The sequence below is a fragment of the Buttiauxella sp. genome, assembly GCF_049686335.1.
Classification (GTDB): Bacteria; Pseudomonadota; Gammaproteobacteria; order Enterobacterales; family Enterobacteriaceae; genus Buttiauxella.
Genome location: NZ_JBAVHX010000032.1, coordinates 43,196 through 60,196, shown reverse-complemented (window position 1 = coordinate 60,196; position 17,001 = coordinate 43,196). Strand labels below are relative to the sequence as shown.

General features: G+C 51.9%; 15 protein-coding genes and 2 pseudogenes. 9 read left to right on the top strand and 8 right to left on the bottom strand.

The window, feature by feature from the left end; translation table 11 throughout:
- Positions 1-195: pseudogene (locus tag WBL83_RS18820) on the top strand (T6SS immunity protein Tli3 family protein); the annotation flags it as partial.
- Between the two features lie 113 nt (positions 196-308).
- Here WBL83_RS18820 and WBL83_RS18815 read toward each other — a convergent pair.
- Positions 309-1,079, bottom strand: a complete 771-nt coding sequence (locus WBL83_RS18815; RefSeq protein WP_424590559.1) for a hypothetical protein — start codon at positions 1,077-1,079, stop codon at positions 309-311.
- Between the two features lie 161 nt (positions 1,080-1,240).
- A complete protein-coding gene (locus WBL83_RS18810; RefSeq protein WP_424590558.1) occupies positions 1,241-2,734 on the bottom strand; it encodes an NCS1 family nucleobase:cation symporter-1 in 1,494 nt (497 codons plus the stop codon).
- 222 nt (positions 2,735-2,956) lie between these two features.
- On the opposite strand from WBL83_RS18810, the gene hpxA reads away from it, so the two are divergent.
- Positions 2,957-3,694: an allantoin racemase gene (hpxA, locus tag WBL83_RS18805; protein WP_424590557.1), complete on the top strand. Its 738-nt coding sequence runs from the start codon at positions 2,957-2,959 to the stop codon at positions 3,692-3,694.
- Between the two features lie 31 nt (positions 3,695-3,725).
- Positions 3,726-4,682: an allantoinase PuuE gene (gene puuE / locus WBL83_RS18800; protein WP_424590556.1), complete on the top strand. Its 957-nt coding sequence runs from the start codon at positions 3,726-3,728 to the stop codon at positions 4,680-4,682.
- Between the two features lie 40 nt (positions 4,683-4,722).
- On the opposite strand, the gene hpxZ is transcribed toward puuE, so the two are convergent.
- From hpxZ to WBL83_RS18780, 4 genes are read right to left on the bottom strand one after another with little or no spacing between them, the layout of a single operon-like run.
- Positions 4,723-5,106 carry an oxalurate catabolism protein HpxZ gene (hpxZ, locus tag WBL83_RS18795; RefSeq protein WP_424590555.1) on the bottom strand — a complete coding sequence of 128 codons (384 nt, stop codon included), beginning with the start codon at positions 5,104-5,106 and terminating at the stop codon, positions 4,723-4,725.
- 10 nt (positions 5,107-5,116) lie between these two features.
- Positions 5,117-6,496 (bottom strand): AtzE family amidohydrolase, encoded by a 1,380-nt coding sequence (locus WBL83_RS18790; RefSeq protein ID WP_424590554.1) that lies wholly within the window; start codon positions 6,494-6,496, stop codon positions 5,117-5,119.
- Positions 6,493-6,681 (bottom strand): oxalurate catabolism protein HpxX, encoded by a 189-nt coding sequence (gene hpxX, locus WBL83_RS18785; RefSeq protein ID WP_424590553.1) that lies wholly within the window; start codon positions 6,679-6,681, stop codon positions 6,493-6,495. Before hpxX ends, WBL83_RS18790 begins: the two co-directional genes overlap by 4 nt.
- 10 nt (positions 6,682-6,691) lie before the next feature.
- Complete coding sequence (locus WBL83_RS18780) at positions 6,692-8,278, bottom strand: gamma-glutamyltransferase family protein (RefSeq protein ID WP_424590552.1); 1,587 nt, start codon at positions 8,276-8,278, stop codon at positions 6,692-6,694.
- 116 nt (positions 8,279-8,394) lie between these two features.
- On the opposite strand from WBL83_RS18780, the gene WBL83_RS18775 reads away from it, so the two are divergent.
- From WBL83_RS18775 to uraH, 5 genes and pseudogenes are all read left to right on the top strand, one after another.
- Positions 8,395-9,234 (top strand): MurR/RpiR family transcriptional regulator, encoded by an 840-nt coding sequence (locus WBL83_RS18775; protein ID WP_424590551.1) that lies wholly within the window; start codon positions 8,395-8,397, stop codon positions 9,232-9,234.
- 283 nt (positions 9,235-9,517) lie between these two features.
- Positions 9,518-10,759, top strand: a complete 1,242-nt coding sequence (locus WBL83_RS18770; RefSeq protein WP_424590550.1) for a pyridoxal-phosphate-dependent aminotransferase family protein — start codon at positions 9,518-9,520, stop codon at positions 10,757-10,759.
- Positions 10,759-12,009: pseudogene (gene hpxK / locus WBL83_RS18765) on the top strand (allantoate amidohydrolase); the annotation flags it as partial. The gene WBL83_RS18770 and the pseudogene hpxK, both read left to right, overlap by 1 nt.
- Positions 12,001-12,513 (top strand): 2-oxo-4-hydroxy-4-carboxy-5-ureidoimidazoline decarboxylase, encoded by a 513-nt coding sequence (gene uraD / locus WBL83_RS18760; protein WP_424590561.1) that lies wholly within the window; start codon positions 12,001-12,003, stop codon positions 12,511-12,513. The pseudogene hpxK and the gene uraD, both read left to right, overlap by 9 nt.
- A complete protein-coding gene (gene uraH / locus WBL83_RS18755) occupies positions 12,510-12,845 on the top strand; it encodes a hydroxyisourate hydrolase (RefSeq protein WP_424590549.1) in 336 nt (111 codons plus the stop codon). The genes uraD and uraH overlap by 4 nt, the downstream gene beginning before the upstream one ends.
- Here uraH and WBL83_RS18750 read toward each other — a convergent pair.
- Positions 12,842-13,609, bottom strand: coding sequence for an amidohydrolase (locus tag WBL83_RS18750; RefSeq protein WP_424590548.1), 768 nt, complete (start codon positions 13,607-13,609; stop codon positions 12,842-12,844). The genes uraH and WBL83_RS18750 overlap by 4 nt on opposite strands.
- Before the next feature lie 110 nt (positions 13,610-13,719).
- Positions 13,720-16,164, bottom strand: coding sequence for an acyl-CoA dehydrogenase FadE (gene fadE, locus WBL83_RS18745; RefSeq protein ID WP_424590547.1), 2,445 nt, complete (start codon positions 16,162-16,164; stop codon positions 13,720-13,722).
- Between the two features lie 214 nt (positions 16,165-16,378).
- On the opposite strand from fadE, the gene lpcA reads away from it, so the two are divergent.
- A complete protein-coding gene (lpcA, locus tag WBL83_RS18740; protein WP_424590546.1) occupies positions 16,379-16,960 on the top strand; it encodes a D-sedoheptulose 7-phosphate isomerase in 582 nt (193 codons plus the stop codon).
- Positions 16,961-17,001 lie beyond the last annotated feature (41 nt).

Sequence of the window (17,001 nt, the reverse complement as noted above, 5' to 3'; positions counted from 1 at the left end):
GACGGCAACGCTCATATACTTAAACCTCGTGCGCCCGGTTGGGCCTGGGGAATGGTATATATGACTAAAAAAGGACTTCAACAGTCAACTAACCAATTCAGGAGTGAATGGCAGGATCTCCCCGATCAGGTCCCCGAAGTGAAAGACTACAAGGGCTGGGATCATATGAGTTGTGATATGGACGCAGGAAAATAAAACCCTGATCAGGGAGGTAATAAATAATGAAAGAATATAAATGCTGGCATTGTTTGTAACAGGTCAGCAACTTTGTACCTCCCGATCGGCCAGCCTTCACTGGCCTATCCCCATCAACCCCTACCTTTCCCCAGACTAAACCGTGAATATATTTCCTGAGCATTTATCTGATAAGTTTGCTGTTTGGATTTTTTGACCCCATCCTCAAGATCTTTCGCTTTGGTTGTGTTGGCAGTAGCGGCGGGAATCGCTGTTTCGATGCTCGTTGGTGAAAACATTTCCCAATTACCCGTTTTCACATCAATAACGGCATAGCGCGTTACGTAGCGCAGCGAGCTTATTAGAATGTTTTTACCTGGTGGTTGGTAATCCTGCCAGACAACAGAGTTAGCTTGTTTATCAAATATCCCCATCTGTAGTGTTGGCCAGTAAACAATCACTGTGCTTTGTCTGCCTCTTGCTCCGTAATAACGCAGCGTCAATATATAACTATTGGCAACCGTCAAGGGTTCTTTGTTGGCAGTGATTTTTTTGAAAGGAGGAATTCCTGAGAATGTCGCGACTTTGTAATGTTTTTCCAGTTCTTTTTGCATGTCAGTATCAGGGGTTTTCTCTCCTGACTGCACCAAAATAATTGCTGCATTGCGTGGGATACTTATTTCCTCTTCGGCTTGGGCAATGGCATCCTGGATATCCTCTTCCGTGATTTCCGCAGAAGGATCCCAACCAAAAAGTTCTTGCTCAGTTAATTGAGGTGATACCACTGGCCGTGGTTTATATGTCGATTTTTGAGCATCAATGAATTTTCCTTGTTGGCCACATCCAGTTAACGACAGGCAAAAAATAGCAGACGTGATTCCAACAATGATCTTTTTAGTTTCCATTCTAATCATGCACCTTATCAGCAGCTTGCAATGGTTCTGGCTAACTGAAAATAATAAGGTACCTAAGGGGAAATGGCTCTTTGATAACGTGTCGGATTTCGTACTAATTAATTTGAAAGAGCCTGAGTCTGCAACGACTCAGGCTTTTATTGTTCGCATGATTACTCTTTTGAAGCCACAACCTGTCCATTAAAGTCAGCAACTTCATTCAGTTTCTCGGCACGAGCCAGCCAGCGGTAGCAGCCCGCGCTCATGAATGCGCCGATAAACCAGCTAAAGTTTGCTACTTCATGAAGTGAAGGAATAAAGCTGATTGTTAGACAAACTGCGACGGACGGCACCAGAGCAAGAATCGCTTTAGGATTGAAGCCCCCTTTGTACCAGTACCGCCCCTTCGAAGTGTCATCAAACAGATCGTCGACATAAATTTTGCTGCGTTTGATGATGTAGAAATCAGTCAGCAAAATACCGAACAACGGTCCAATAAACGATCCCAGCACATCCAGCGTGTAGTGAATGAGTTCAGGTGACTGGAACAGGTTCCACGGTGTCAGCAACACAGAACCCACGGCCGCAATCATCCCGCCAGTGCGGAAGCTAATCTTCTGCGGCGAGCAGTTCGAGAAATCGAAAGCAGGTGATACGAAGTTCGCGACGATATTAATGCCGATAGTGGCCGTAATCATGGTCAGCAAACCAATTGCCATCGCGAGGCTGTTGCCAACATGGCTGACGGTTTCGATTGGGTCTGTGATCATTTTTCCAAACAGAGACTGCGTGCCGGAAACGATAACCACGGTCACAATCGAGAACAGCAGGAAGTTGAACGGAAGCCCCCAGCGGTTGCCACGGCGGATTTCTTTCATGCTTTTACCGTAGCGCGAGAAGTCACCGAAGTTCAGTAACGGGCCGGAGAAGTATGAAACTACCAGTGCCGTTGCGGTCAGCATTTGCCAGGCTTGTTCGCCCGAAGTGAGTTGTTTGCTGGCAAGAGTAAACGAAATTCCGTCAAATCCTGTTTGATACAAAATCCAGCCAGCCAGAGCCATCATCACCACATAAACCGCAGGTCCAGCGATATCAATAAAGCGTTTAATCGCATTCATGCCGTGCCAGAACACCATCGCTTGTAGTACCCACATGATGCCAAAGCAGACCCAGCCGAGATGCGAAAGACCGAGAAAGTGCCCGGAAGTCATTGGCGCGAGCGACGGCCAGAACTTCAGCATAACGAGCATCAGGGCGTTGGCCGCCAGATAAGTCTGGATACCGTACCAGGCGAACGCGATGAGTCCGCGAATCACTGCCGGAATATTGGCCCCAAATACGCCAAACGCCTGGCGGCAAATGACGGCATAAGGCACACCCGCCATCTGACTTGGTTTAGCGACCAGGTTTGCACACAGCTGCACGATGCAAATTCCGACCAACAGGCAAAGCAAAACTTGCCAACTCGCCAGACCTAACGTGAAGAAACTGGCCGCCACCACATAGCCACCCATGCTGTGCACGTCGGACATCCAGAAAGAAAAAATATTGTACCAGGACCATGTCTGGTTGCGCGTCGGCGCCAGATCATCATTACACAGGCGCGGGCTGTACCCGGCATTGCTGCTCTCGGTCAAAGCTGATGACGTATTTTCATTGTTTGGCATGAAATCTGCTCCTTTAAAAACAGATGCTGACGGAATGTCTGCAACTTTCGTTGCATTAACCAGGCCAGGTTTCATGTTTTGTGGAACGAATGGATTATTCGGGTTTTTTGGTGCATTAATAAGGTCGTGTGGTTATTTATTGCGCTTTATCATGGTGCATTTAAACATTTCGTTGCCCGTATCTGGTGCTAAACCGATGGCAAAAAATAAAGAGGACTCAACATGGCGAAACATTTGATCCAGGTGATCAACCCAAATACAAACGTGGCGATGACGCATACCATCGCACAGGCGGCACGGAGTGTTGCTGCACCTTCCAGCGACATTATTGCCGTTTGCCCAACGCAAGGTGTGGAGTCTATTGAAGGGCATTTTGATGAAGCGATTGCGGCCATTGGGGTGCTTGAGCAAATCAAGCGCGGCAAGGAGCAGGGTGTGAGCGGCCATGTCATTGCCTGTTTTGGTGACCCGGGGTTGCTGGCTGCGCGTGAGCTGGCGAACGGGCCGGTTATCGGGATCGCAGAAGCGGCGATGCACGCTGCAACTATGATTGCGACCCGCTTCTCAATTGTGACTACTTTGCCCCGAACGCTAATTATTGCGCGTCATTTATTGCAACAATACGGTTTTGAGCACCACTGTGCGGCGCTGCATGCAATTGATCTCCCGGTGCTCGCTTTGGAAGATGGCACGGGTCTTGCTCAGATGAAGGTACGCGAGCGTTGTATACAAGCTATGAAAGAAGATAACAGCGGAGCCATTGTGCTCGGTTGCGGTGGGATGGCTAATCTTGCCCGAGAACTCACTTCTGAATTAGGCATTCCGGTTATCGATGGCGTTACGGCTGCGGTGAAAATGGTGGAATCCCTGATCGCACTGGGGCTTGGAACCAGTAAACACGGTGATCTCGCGTATCCGAATAAAAAGCCGTTATCTGGCTGTTTTGACATGCTGAGTTGATTTTCTGGCTCGGCTCATTAAGGACCGAACCATGACTGAAGCACCTAAAACTAAAAACTATCACTTTACCGAGAACTACCCGCGCGACATGAAAGGTTACGCGGGTAAGCCGCCACACGCGCAGTGGCCGAATAATGCCCGAGTTGCGGTGCAGTTTGTCCTCAATTTCGAAGAAGGCGGTGAGAACCACGTGCTGCATGGCGATGCCGGTTCCGAACAATTTCTCTCCGATATCATTGGCGCCGCGAGTTTCCCTGACCGCCATATGTCGATGGACTCACTCTATGAATATGGTTCGCGTGCAGGCTTTTGGCGCATCCACAATGAGTTTCAAAAACGCGGCCTGACCATGAGCATCTTTGGGGTCGCGATGGCACTGGCGCGTAATCCTGAAATCGTTGCCGCGATAAAAGCGGCGGATTATGACGTTGTCAGCCACGGCTGGCGTTGGATCCATTATCAAAATCTGGATGAAGCAACAGAACGCCAGCATATGCATCAGGCAATCGAGATTCTGGAGGATTTGTTCGGCAGCAAACCGCTTGGCTGGTATACCGGCCGTGACAGCCCAAATACGCGTCGGCTGGTGGCGGAGAACGGCAGCTTCCTGTATGACAGCGATTATTATGGTGACGATCTGCCATTCTGGAGTGAAGTCACCTGTAGTGACGGATCCATCAAGCCGCATCTTGTTGTGCCGTACACACTAGATGCCAACGATATGCGCTTTGCCACCGCGCAAGGTTTTAATACCGCAGAGCAGTTTTATACCTATCTGAAAGACAGCTTTGATGTGTTGTATGAAGAGGGGGAAACGGCACCTAAAATGATGTCGATTGGCATGCATTGCCGCTTGTTGGGACGCCCGGGGCGATTCAGAGCGTTACAGCGCTTCCTGGATTATGTGCAACAGCATGATGATGTGTGGGTTTGTCGTCGTCAGGATATTGCTGAACACTGGATAACCACACATCCCTTCAAAGGATGATGAGCGTGGCGGGTGACGTGGTGTAAACCCGCCGCACAATTTAGCTCATCACGCTGACATGGGCGGCAACGATTCGCCAGCCATAAGGGAACTTGACCCATGTTTGCATCTGGCGACCGATTTTATCGCTGCCTTCGCGAGTAAATTCGGTGCAGGCAACCGCCATATCATCACCGTAGGTGGTGATAGTCGTATTTTGTAAAATCCGGTCTAAGCCTTGAGAAGAGCGGGCATTCCTGAACGCTCTGATCTCATCGATTCCGTACAGATTTTCACTGGCGCCGTAGCGAACGGTGCGGGGATCGGACCAAAATAACTCATCTAACACTGCAATATCGTTGGTGATCAACGCCTGTTCGTAGCGGTAAAAAGCGTCACTCACTTCATTGACGATTGCCGGGCGATCAATATTGTCTCGCGTCATAGTATTTACCTTACCTGGTGGTTTTCCCTGGTAGCATACCCTGTATTTCAACCCGATGGGCGGCTCTCAGACAGATATCTTCACGCCAGGGTGCCGCGATAAGTTGCACACCGATAGGACGGCCCTTTGCGGTCATCAATGGCACAGTGACAACCGGCAAGCCAAGAAAAGAAATGGGTTGTGTCAGCATTCCCATACTGGCTTTAACGGGAAGATCCGTCCCGTTGATTTGCATTGTTTGTTGGCCGATTAATGTGGCACTGCATGGCGTGGCGGGTGCTATCAGCAGATCATAATGATCGAAAAGCGGCAGGGTTTTATCCCGGAACCATGCCCGAAACCGTTGCGCTTGTGTGTACCAGGCTGATGGTGTCATTGCACCTGCCAAAAGGCGTTCACGGGAGTTCAGCTCAAAACGCTCAGCGTGTTCGCGTAACGCGGGTAAGTAATGATTTCCCCCTTCGGCGGCAGAGAGCAAAAAGGCGGCCGAGCGAGCTAATTCGGCTTCAGGTAATGTAATAGACTCAACGGCTTCAAGAGCGTGAGCGACCTGAGCTACCGCGGCTTTTGCATCAGCGTCACACCAGCTAGCAAAAAAACCGCCCAAAACAGCGCATCGCAAACTTCCATCCCGTCCCAGTTTATCGGAGACCGTTTCAACGCAGCATGCTGACTGGAAATGGTCGGACGCATCGGTTCCCTGCAACGCATCATAAACACGCGCCAGGTCATCAACGCTTCGGGCAAACGGGCCAATATGATCAAGGCTGGCGACGAACGGCTGGCTGCCGCTACGTGAGAGGCGCCCAAAGGTGGGTTTCAAACCCAGGACGCCACACAACGACGCCGGAACGCGAATGGATCCGTTGGTATCGGTGCCGAGGGAAAAGTTCACCAGTCCGGCGGCGACGGCTGCCGCAGAACCGCCAGATGATCCCCCCGCAATACGGCTGGGATCATGAGGATTGCGGGTCGCACCGTAAAAAGTGTTTTCGGTGGTAAAGCCGTAAGCGTAGGCATCCATATTGAGTGCGCCTGAAAGCAGGGCGCCGGCGGCACTCAACTGTTTGATAGCAAAGGCATCAGAACTCGCTGAAGGTTGCGAACTAAACAGCTCCGCGCCAGCCAGTGTTGTCACACCCTGAATATCAAATAGATTTTTTACCGCATAAGGAACCCCCGCCAGCGCAGGCAACGGTTCCCCCAGTGAACGCAACTGGTCGATGGCTTCGGCTTCGTGTAGCAAACGCTGTGAAGTCACTTCGGTGAAAGCATTAATCTCAGGGTTTTTCTGTTCTATTTTCGCAAGCGTAAGCTGAGCCAGTTCGCGAGCTGAAAACGTGCCCAGGGCTAATCCTTGCTGGATATCGCGAATGGAAAGCGTGCTCATAATTTATATATCCCGGCGACTTCCTGACGTTGTGGTAATGGAAATTCCATTAACGGTTCAGCCAATGCAGCCATGCGTGTCAGCTGTACCTCCAGCTCTTTACGACGAGCATCATCAAGTGGAACGTTAAGCAGTTGCTCCATTAACTGGATATAAGCCGGCCAGTCGATATCGGTAGAGGTCAATTTATATTCCTTAAAATCCAGCGGCACTGCCATTGCTGCGTGGGTCATAAGCGCCTTCAAGCATGCCGTTGGTATGGCGAACGATGGCACCCGCATGGCCCACGGCTTCGCTAAAATCTGGCAGGGATTCAACGTCATGGCCTAATTCACGCAGTGCTTTGAACGTTTCCGGGCTAAATCTGGCTTCTAATTTCAGGCTGTCGGAGGCTTGCCCCCATGTTCTGCCAAGCAACCAGCGTGGTGCGGTGACGGCTTCTTGTAATGCCATCCCCTGAATGACGTGGCGTGTAAAAATGGCGGCCTGAGTTTGCGGTTGCCCGTCGCCGCCCATCGAGCCGTAAACCATCGTGCGCCCGTCAGCCAGTCGTGCGGCGGCTGGGTTGAGCGTGTGGAACGGTTGTTTTCCGGGAGCAAGACTCAGCAAGCTGTCAGGCTGGAGGCTGAAAGCCGCTCCGCGGTTCTGCCACAGAATGCCGCTTTTTGGCAGCACAACGCCGCTGCCAAACTCGTGATAAATGCTTTGAATAAAGGAAACGGCCAGTCCGCTGCTGTCGATTACGCCCATCCAGACCGTGTCGCCCGGGCCTTTTCCGGTTCCCCAGTCAGCAGCTTTGTTGTCGTCAATTTCTGCGGCAAGGGCGGCGAGCGGTTCAGGGTCTAACAAACTTTGTATCGAGGTAGTGATATGACGCGGGTCGGTAATGTATTTGTCGCGCAGCGCAAACGCTTTTTTGGTGGCTTCGACGATACGATGAACGGTTTGGGTTTCGTCGGCTTGTGCCATATCTAAATGCTCGGTGATCCCCAAAATCGCCAGTGAAACCAGGCCCTGAGTCGGGGGAGTCATGTTGAAAATCTCCCCGTGCTGGTGGCTCAGTTTCAGGGGGATCCTGCGTTTGGCACGCTGGGCGGCAAGATCCTGTCGTGTCACTGGCATCCCTAAATCAGCCAGTTCTTCGGCGATGAGTGCCGCTAACGGCCCGCGATAAAAGCTATCCAGCCCTTCTACGGTCAGGCGTGTCAGGGTTTCAGCGAGACGGGGTTGGGTAAAACGACTGCCAGCCCGGGGGATTTCACCCCGGTGCAAAAATGTCCCGGCGAAACCTGCAATGTTAACCAGTTCGCTGTATTTGCTGTGCGTCGCCAGCGCTTGAGATTGAGTCACCGGAATGCCATCTGCCGCGTAGCGAATGGCATCGGCCAATAAACGCGAGAGCGGTAATTGCCCGCCTCCGAGTTGCGCTGCAATTTTTAGCGCTTCATCCCAGCCGCTGAGCGTGCCAGGCACCGTCAACGCTGCTCTGGGACCACGATGCGGGATCGTTTTTTCGCCGGTGTAAAAGTCGAGTGACGCAAGAGAACCCGCAGCTCCGCTGGCATCAATCGCAATCGGTTCGCCTTCAGGTGGCACAATCAGCCAGAAACCATCGCCACCAATCCCATTCATGTGAGGATAAACCACGGCGATGGTGGCAGCAGCAGCGACCATCGCCTCGATGGCATCACCACCATGGCGCAGCACGGATAGCGCGGTTTCACTCGCCAAATGGTGCGGTGTGACCGCCATACCGGAAGGTGCCATATTGCTTTGCATCATCGTATTTATCTCTCAGAACGGAAGCTGGAGTTATCACTAAGCAAAAGATGTTCCAGGTTGACGCGATGAGTTTCACTGTGCCAGGCTCCAATGAAACAAAAGTTACAGAGGCCGTAATGAAACAATTAGATGAGCGATTGAGAGCGACGTACGAACAGCTTTCACCACAAGAACAAAGGGTTGCTGCATTTATTGTGGATCATTTTGATGACCTCATCAGCTATAACAGTGCAGAACTTGCCCGTCTTTCTGGCGTATCGAAAGCCACTGTCAGCCGTTTATTCAAACGCCTTGGCTATGAGCGTTACAAAGATATGCGTGAAGAGTTGCGCACCTTGCGCCAGAGCGGAATGCCGCTCACGGAAAATCGCGATGCGGTGCAAGGTAACACATTGCTGGCGCGGCATTACAAACAGGAAATGGCCAACCTGACGCAATGGATTAGCCAGCTTGAAACCCAACAGTTTTCCGATGTGGTCACTACGCTCACAACCGCAAAACGTATTTTTATCATTGGGTTAAGAAATTCCTGGCCCGTCGCCATGCACTTGCGCCAACAGTTGCTGCAAATTCGTAGTGATGTGTATTTGCTACCTCAACCCGGGCAGACGCTGGCTGAAGATGTGGTGGATATTAACCAACACGATTGTGTTATCGCGATCGCGTTTCGCAGGCGTCCACGCATTATCAAACCCTTACTGGCCAATCTGCATAAACGCGAGGTGCCGCTTCTGGTAATGAGCGAAGCGCAAGGTTCTGGCCTCACACCCTGGTGCCGCTGGCACTTTACGGCTCCGCTCGATAGCGTCTCTGCGTTTGACAGTTATAGCAGCGCGATGAGTCTGGTGAATTTGCTTTCCAATGCGGTCCTGCATGAAGCATTAACCACTGGTCGCCAACGCATTCATCACATTGCGGAATTGTATTCCGAGCTTGATGAGCTGGAGCAACGTTAGTGCACTGTGATAGTGCGTTTGCACATGTCGTGGGAACCATTCTGGTTCAGAGATGAAGAGTCAGTTTGTAGGTCGGATAAGCGCAGCGTCATCCACCATTTTCGCCAATTATGTCGGATGACCCTAGCGCTTATCCGACCTACATAACCCATTCATTAATCTTTGTCAGCAGTCTGCTTTGAAGACTTTTTCTTCTTTGTCTTTCGCAAAAATTGGTGGCACATTAGTTGCAGAATATTTTTATTAAGAATCTTTTGTTTCATGACAAATAAAAGGAAAGGCCATGTTCGATATTCAGCACTTCTCACAAATTAATCCGCCTCATCGTCTGTTGATGGGGCCGGGGCCAATTAACGCTGATCCACGCGTACTGCGTGCCATGGCGAGTCAGTTGATTGGGCAGTATGACCCGGTAATGACCGGATATATGAATGAAGTGATGGTGTTGTATCGCGAGGTTTTCCGCACCCAAAACCGCTGGACGATGCTGGTGGATGGCACTTCTCGTTCAGGTATTGAAGCGATTTTGTTATCGGCCATTCGCCCTGGCGATAAAGTGCTGGTGCCGGTGTTTGGCCGTTTTGGTCATCTGTTGTGTGAAATTGCACGCCGTTGCCGGGCAGAAGTTCACACCATTGAAGTTCCCTGGGGCGAAGTGTTTACCCCTGACCAAATCGAAGATGCCATCAAAACCGTTAAACCTCGTTTGCTGCTAACCGTTCAGGGCGACACATCCACCACCATGCTCCAGCCACTGGCTGAACTCGGCGACATCTGTCACCGTCACGGTGTGCTGTTTTATACCGATGCAACCGCTTCGTTTGGTGGCAACGCGCTGGAAACCGACCGCTGGGGCCTGGATGCGGTTTCTGCGGGTTTGCAAAAATGTCTCGGTGGTCCATCAGGCAGTTCACCAATTACCCTGAGCGATAAGATGGAAGAGGTGATTCGCCGCCGTAAATGTGTGGAGGAAGGGATCCGCACAGTTGCGCACCAGGATGGTGATGACGAGATGATCTATTCGAATTATTTCGATCTCGGCATGGTAATGGATTACTGGGGACCGGAGCGTCTTAATCATCACACCGAAGCGACCAGCATGTTATTCGCCGCTCGTGAATGCGCGCGCATTATTCTCGAAGAAGGGCTGGATGTGGGGATCGCGCGTCACGAACTGCACGGACGTGCGTTGGTGGCGGGGATCCAGGGAATGGGGCTGGAAACCTTCGGCGATCTGCAACACAAAATGAATAACGTGCTGGGCGTCGTGATCCCGTCTGAGGTTCACGGTGAAGAGGTGCGCAAAATGCTGCTGAATGATTTCCATATCGAAATCGGCACTTCATTTGGCCCGCTGCAAGGCAAAATCTGGCGCATCGGTACCATGGGTTACAACGCCCGTAAAGATTGCGTGCTGCAAACTCTCACCGCACTTGAAGCCGTATTGAATCGCCTTGGTTTTAAAACGACGCAAGGGGCTGCGATGCAGGCCGCGTGGGATGTCTACGCGCAGGAAAGTCGCTGATGGTAAAACATGTGATGAATGCGGATGAGGCTAGCCGCGCCGCAAGGCGAGTCATGTTGCGGGCAGATGAACTGGCGCAAATTAGCGAATCGGCTGACCAACTGACGCGTGTCTATCTCTCTCACGAACATCTGCGCGCCAACCATCTGGTGGCCGGCTGGATGGAGCAAGTCGGAATGACGACCTGGCAGGATGCAGTCGGCAACATTTGTGGGCGTTACGAAGGGGCAAGGGAAGGCGCTCAGGCAATTTTGCTGGGGTCACATCTTGATACGGTACGCAATGCCGGGCGTTACGACGGGATGTTAGGTGTATTAGCCGCGCTGGAAGTCGTCGCCTTTCTCCATGAACACCATCTTCAATTAGAGCAGGCAATTGAAATCGTTGGCTTTGGGGATGAAGAAGGTACCCGTTTTGGCATTACATTGCTGGGCAGCCGTGGGCTTACCGGTACGTGGCCGGAAAGCTGGCTGGCGTGTGAAGATGCCGCGGGGATCAGCGTCGCTCAGGCGCTGGTGAATGCCGGTTTTGATCCTTCGCGTATTCAGAGTGCGGCACGCAGCACGGAAGATTTCAGTGCGTATCTGGAATTGCATATTGAACAAGGGCCAGTGCTGGAGCGCGAAAATCTGGCGCTCGGCGTGGTGACCGCCATCAACGGTGCTCGCCGTCTGAAATGCCGCTTTGTTGGCGAAGCAGGGCATGCAGGCACGGTGCCGATGACTATTCGTAAAGATGCGCTGGCAGCAGCGGCTTGCTGGATGACCTGGATTGAAAGCGCCACGCGTGCTTATGGCCCGGATATTGTTGCAACCGTTGGCACGCTGCAATGTCTGCCAGGTGCTGCCAATGTTATCCCTGGTGAAGTCCTGCTCACGCTGGATATCCGTAGCCCGGGAGATGCAGATCTGGAAGCCTTGCTGGAAAACTTGTTAAGCGAAGCGCAGCAAATCGCCGCTCAACGAGGTGTGACGTTCTACTCCGAAATCTATTATTCGATTCCCGCCACGCCATGCGACGCGGGTTTACAGCGCCAGTTAACCTCAGCCATCACTTCGGTGCAGGGGCGTAGTTTATCTCTGCCCAGTGGCGCGGGGCATGATGCTATCGCCATTGCACAACTCTGGCCGGCGGGCATGATGTTTGTGCGTTGCGATCGCGGGATTAGCCATCATCCGGCAGAATCTGTCGCTGAAGCTGATGTGATGCAGGCGGTGCAGGCGTATACACAAACGGTGGTCATGTTGGCTGCAATGAACCCCCTGGCAGAGTTTAACCATGCAACGGAAAGTGAGGCGTTAAACCTGGTGGCACCGTGCGTGGCGATACCCGCCTGGGCTGAAAACCTGGTTGCCGCTCGGCCTTATTCTACCGTCGATGTGTTGCAGCATTATGCCTCGCAGCTGACACTCGATTGGGGGCGAAATGAGCTGAGTCAGGCGCTGAGCGCACATCCACGAATTGGTGAAAAAGCGCAAGGTATCGGCAAGGAAGCGGCGCTCTCGCAAGGTGAACAATCTGCGGTTGATATGCAAAACAGCACATTAGCGCTCGCCCTGGCGCAAGGTAATGCGCAATACGAAGCGCAATTTGGACGCGTGTTTTTGATACGAGCCAAAGGTCGCAGCGGGGAAGATATCCTCGGGGAACTTAAGCGTCGCCTGAATAATTCGCACGCAGAAGAAGAGCTTGAAGCGCTGGAGCAATTACGCCAAATCACGTTGTTACGCCTGGAAGGAGTGTTTGCATCATGAGCCAGTTAAGTACGCATGTTCTTGATACTGCGCTTGGGAAACCGGCGGCAGATGTGGCTATTCACCTTGAGCAACAGCTTGGCGATACCTGGGAGATGGTGGGGCAGGGTGTTACGGATACCGATGGGCGGCTAAAAGATTTCGCCCCGGCACCATTGGCGGCGGGGCGATATCGGCTAACGGCAGAAATCGGGCTTTATTTTGCAGCAACACACAGAGAAACCCTGTATCCCACCGCGCAAATTGATTTCGTGATACCGCAAAACGGCGGGCATTATCACCTGCCGTTTTTGATTTCCCCGTGGTCGTGGTCGACCTATCGCGGCAGCTAGAGTGTAAACGGATCGGCATCCTGCCAGGCCGGAAACTTCTCGCGATATTCCTGCAAGGCAATCAGCGATAAATCGGCATCGAGGCGCATCGCCTGATGGGCTTCGCCATTCGCCAGAATTTCACCCTGTGGATTGATGATCTTACTGTCACCGCGGTAATGATGCCCGTTGCCATCGGTGCCGACGCGGTTGCAGCCGGCAACGTACGCCTGGTTTTCAATCGCGCGGGCGACCAGCAAACTTTGCCAGTGCAGCGAGCGCGGTGCTGGCCAGTTCGCCACATACAAGGCCAGGTCATAATCATTACGATTGCGCGAAAACACCGGGAAGCGCAGGTCGTAACACACCTGCGGCAAAATACGCCAGCCGCGCCATTCCACCACCACGCGTTCTTCACCCGCCTGATAATGATGATGTTCATCCGCCATGCGGAATAAATGACGTTTATCGTAGAAATGAACTTTGCCGTCCGGTTGAACCAGCAGAAAACGGTTTACCGGGCCGCGATCGGTTTGCAGTGCGGCACTCCCGCCGATCATCGCCTGAGTTTGCTGGGCTTTGAACTGCATCCAGTCAATCACTTCCTCTTCAGCAAGCGATTGAATAGCGGCTTCCATCGCGAAACCGGTGGTGAACATTTCTGGCAGGATAATCAGGTCACGGCCATGAATGCTATCTAGCAGCACATCGAACTGGCGTAAGTTTGCCGCGCCATCCATCCAGACCAGCGGTTGTTGCAGAACGGTGATTTTCAAACCAGACACAATCGGAAGCCTCATGATAAGCAGTGTTTCATTCACTGTAGCATGAGTGAGGAGGCTTTGGTTGGGCAATAAAAAAACCCGCCGAAGCGGGTTTTATAAGGCGCTGTCAGTTATGCAGCTTCAATTTTGCGATGCTTTTCCGGCAACTTTACCGGCATGGTTGCCAGCTCCTCCGGCTCGAACTCATCGACGTTGATACTGCGCAGGCGGCTGACTTCTGCTTTGGTGAGGATCGCCGCTTCTTCCGCGTTGATCTTCCCTTCAGCCAGCCACTGTTTAGCTTGCTCATCAAGGCGAGTGAACGACAGATTGCGACCGGTCTCTTTGCAGATGCGCAGATGGATTGGCTCTGCGGCCATCACGTCCATCAATGCTTCTTCCAGAAGACCCGCTGGGTTGAACTCGCCTGGCGTCAGATACTGACCGCGACCAATGCGTGAACGTGTTGCTGATGGAACCTGCATGATCTTCGCAAGTTTATGATCCAGCTTGTCCGATGGTGCATCGTAACGGCGGCCAAGTGGGAAGATAACCACACGCAACATGCCAGCCACAAACGCATTCGGGAAGTTACGCAGCAGATCGTCCATCGCTTGTTCAGCCTGATATAGCGCATCCTGAACACCCCAGTGCACCAGTGGCAGATCCGCTTCGTTACGGCCTTCGTCGTCGTAGCGTTTGAGCACTGAAGATGCCAGATACAACTGGCTCAGTACATCACCCAGACGAGCCGAGATACGCTCACGACGCTTCAGGCTGCCGCCCAGTACCGCCATCGAAACATCAGACAGCAATGCCAGGTTGGCGCTCAGGCGGTTCATGTACTGGTAGTAGCGTTTGGTCGAATCTTTGGTCGGAGTGGCGCTGGTCAAACCGTTAGTCAGGCCCAGCCACAAGCTACGCATTTTATTGCTGCCAACGTGGCCGATATGCTTGAACAGCAGCTTATCGAATGCGTTGACATCATTGTTCTGCGCGGCAGTCATTTCTTCAAGAACATAAGGATGGCAACGAATCGCACCCTGGCCGAAGATAATCATGCTGCGGGTCAGGATATTCGCGCCTTCAACGGTAATCGCGATAGGTGCGCCCTGATAAGCACGTGCCACAAAGTTAGAATTGCCCAGCATAATGCCTTTGCCGCCGACAATATCCATGGCATCCAGAATGGCGCGCTGACCACGATGGGTACAGTGATACTTAACGATGGCAGACAGAACCGCAGGTTTCTCACCAAGCATAATGCCGTAGGTAACCAGAGACGCGGCAGCATCCATCACATAGGCGTTACCCGCGATACGTGCCAGAGGCTCTTCAATCCCTTCCATTTTACCGATAGAGATTCTGAACTGGCGGCGGATATGAGCGTAAGCGCCCGTTGCCATCGCCACAGATTTCAACCCACCGGTAGAGTTGGATGGCAGTGTGATACCACGGCCAACGGACAGACATTCCACCAGCATTCGCCAGCCCTGACCGGCCATTTTCGGACCACCGATGATGTAATCAATCGGGACGAAAATATCTTTACCGCGAGTTGGGCCGTTCTGGAATGGCACGTTAAGCGGGAAGTGACGTTTACCGATTTCCACACCAGGCGTGTGAGTTGGAATTAACGCACAGGTAATGCCTAAATCTTCTTCTTCACCGAGCAAATGATCTGGATCCGACAGTTTGAACGCCAGCCCCAGCACGGTGGCAATCGGTGCCAGGGTAATGTAGCGCTTGTTCCAGGTCAGACGCATACCAAGAACTTGCTGGCCTTGCCATTCGCCCATGCAAACCACGCCGGTATCAGGAATCGCACCCGCATCAGAACCCGCTTCCGGGCTGGTTAAGGCAAAGCAAGGGATCTCTTGCCCGCGAGCCAGACGTGGCAGGTAATGATCTTTCTGTTCTTCGGTACCGTAATGTTGCAGCAATTCGCCTGGGCCTAATGAGTTAGGCACGCCAACGGTAATCGCCAGAATGCCGGAAACGCCAGACAGTTTTTGCAGTACGCGAGACTGAGCGTAAGCGGAAAACTCCAGGCCGCCGTACTCTTTCTTAATGATCATCGCAAAGAAGCGATGTTCTTTTAAATAAGCCCACAGCTCAGGCGGTAAATCTGCCATTTCGTGTGTGATTTGGAAGTCATTCGCCAGGCGACAGGCTTCTTCAACCGGTCCGTCAATAAAGGCTTGTTCTTCTTCAGTCAGTTTAGGCTGCGGATAGTTATGCAGTTTTTCCCAGTCTGGTTTACCACGGAACAGGTCGCCTTCCCACCAGGTCGTACCGGCATCGATTGCCTCTTTTTCAGTACGAGACATTGGCGGCATGACTTTTCGGAAGCTACGGAAAACCGGAGCAGATATTAAAGATTTACGCACTGGGGTAATGATTAACGGCACCAGAATTATCGCCAGCGGGACGAGCATCCAGATTGACCAGATACCGGCGAAACCAAGCGCTGCCGTCCACACCAGCAAAATTGCGCTACTGAGCAGTAAATTGACCTGGTGATAGAAAAGCACACCGAGGAGAACAACCGTTGCAACAATACTCAAAATCAACATAAAGGAAACTCCCTTGCTTGTAGGAGGTCTGACCACTTGGATGTATTGGTTTTAGTTCATGTGATTTTATTTAGCAATACGTTCACAAAATAATTACAACCTTGCTCACATTGTTACCGCACAGAACCGCAAAAGCAGGTGGATATGGCGCTTCTCGTGCTATCCGGTAAACTGCTTGAGTTTACTTAATCGAAAAATGCTGAAGGATATCCTCATGTACCAGGATCTTATTCGTAACGAATTGAATGAAGCGGCAGAAACGCTGGCTAACTTCCTGAAAGATGACGCTAACATTCACGCGATTCAGCGTGCAGCAGTGCTGCTGGCTGATAGCTTCAAAGCAGGCGGGAAAGTGCTTTCTTGCGGCAACGGTGGCTCACATTGCGATGCAATGCACTTTGCTGAAGAACTGACAGGGCGTTATCGCGAAAACCGTCCGGGCTACCCGGCGATTGCCATTTCAGACGTGAGTCATATCTCTTGTGTTGGCAATGATTTTGGTTACGACCACATTTTCTCTCGTTACGTTGAAGCGGTTGGCCGTGAAGGTGACGTGTTACTGGGCATCTCCACTTCGGGTAATTCTGGCAACGTTATTAAAGCTATTGAAGCAGCTCGTGCTAAAGGCATGAAAGTCATCACCCTGACCGGGAAAGACGGTGGCAAAATGGATGGGACGGCGGATGTCGAAATTCGCGTTCCACACTTTGGTTACGCTGACCGTATTCAGGAGATTCACATCAAAGTGATTCATATCCTGATCCAGCTAATCGAAAAAGAGATGGCTAAGGCGTAAGTTTTGCCTGATCTTGTCCCCTCTCCCTTGGGGAGAGGGTT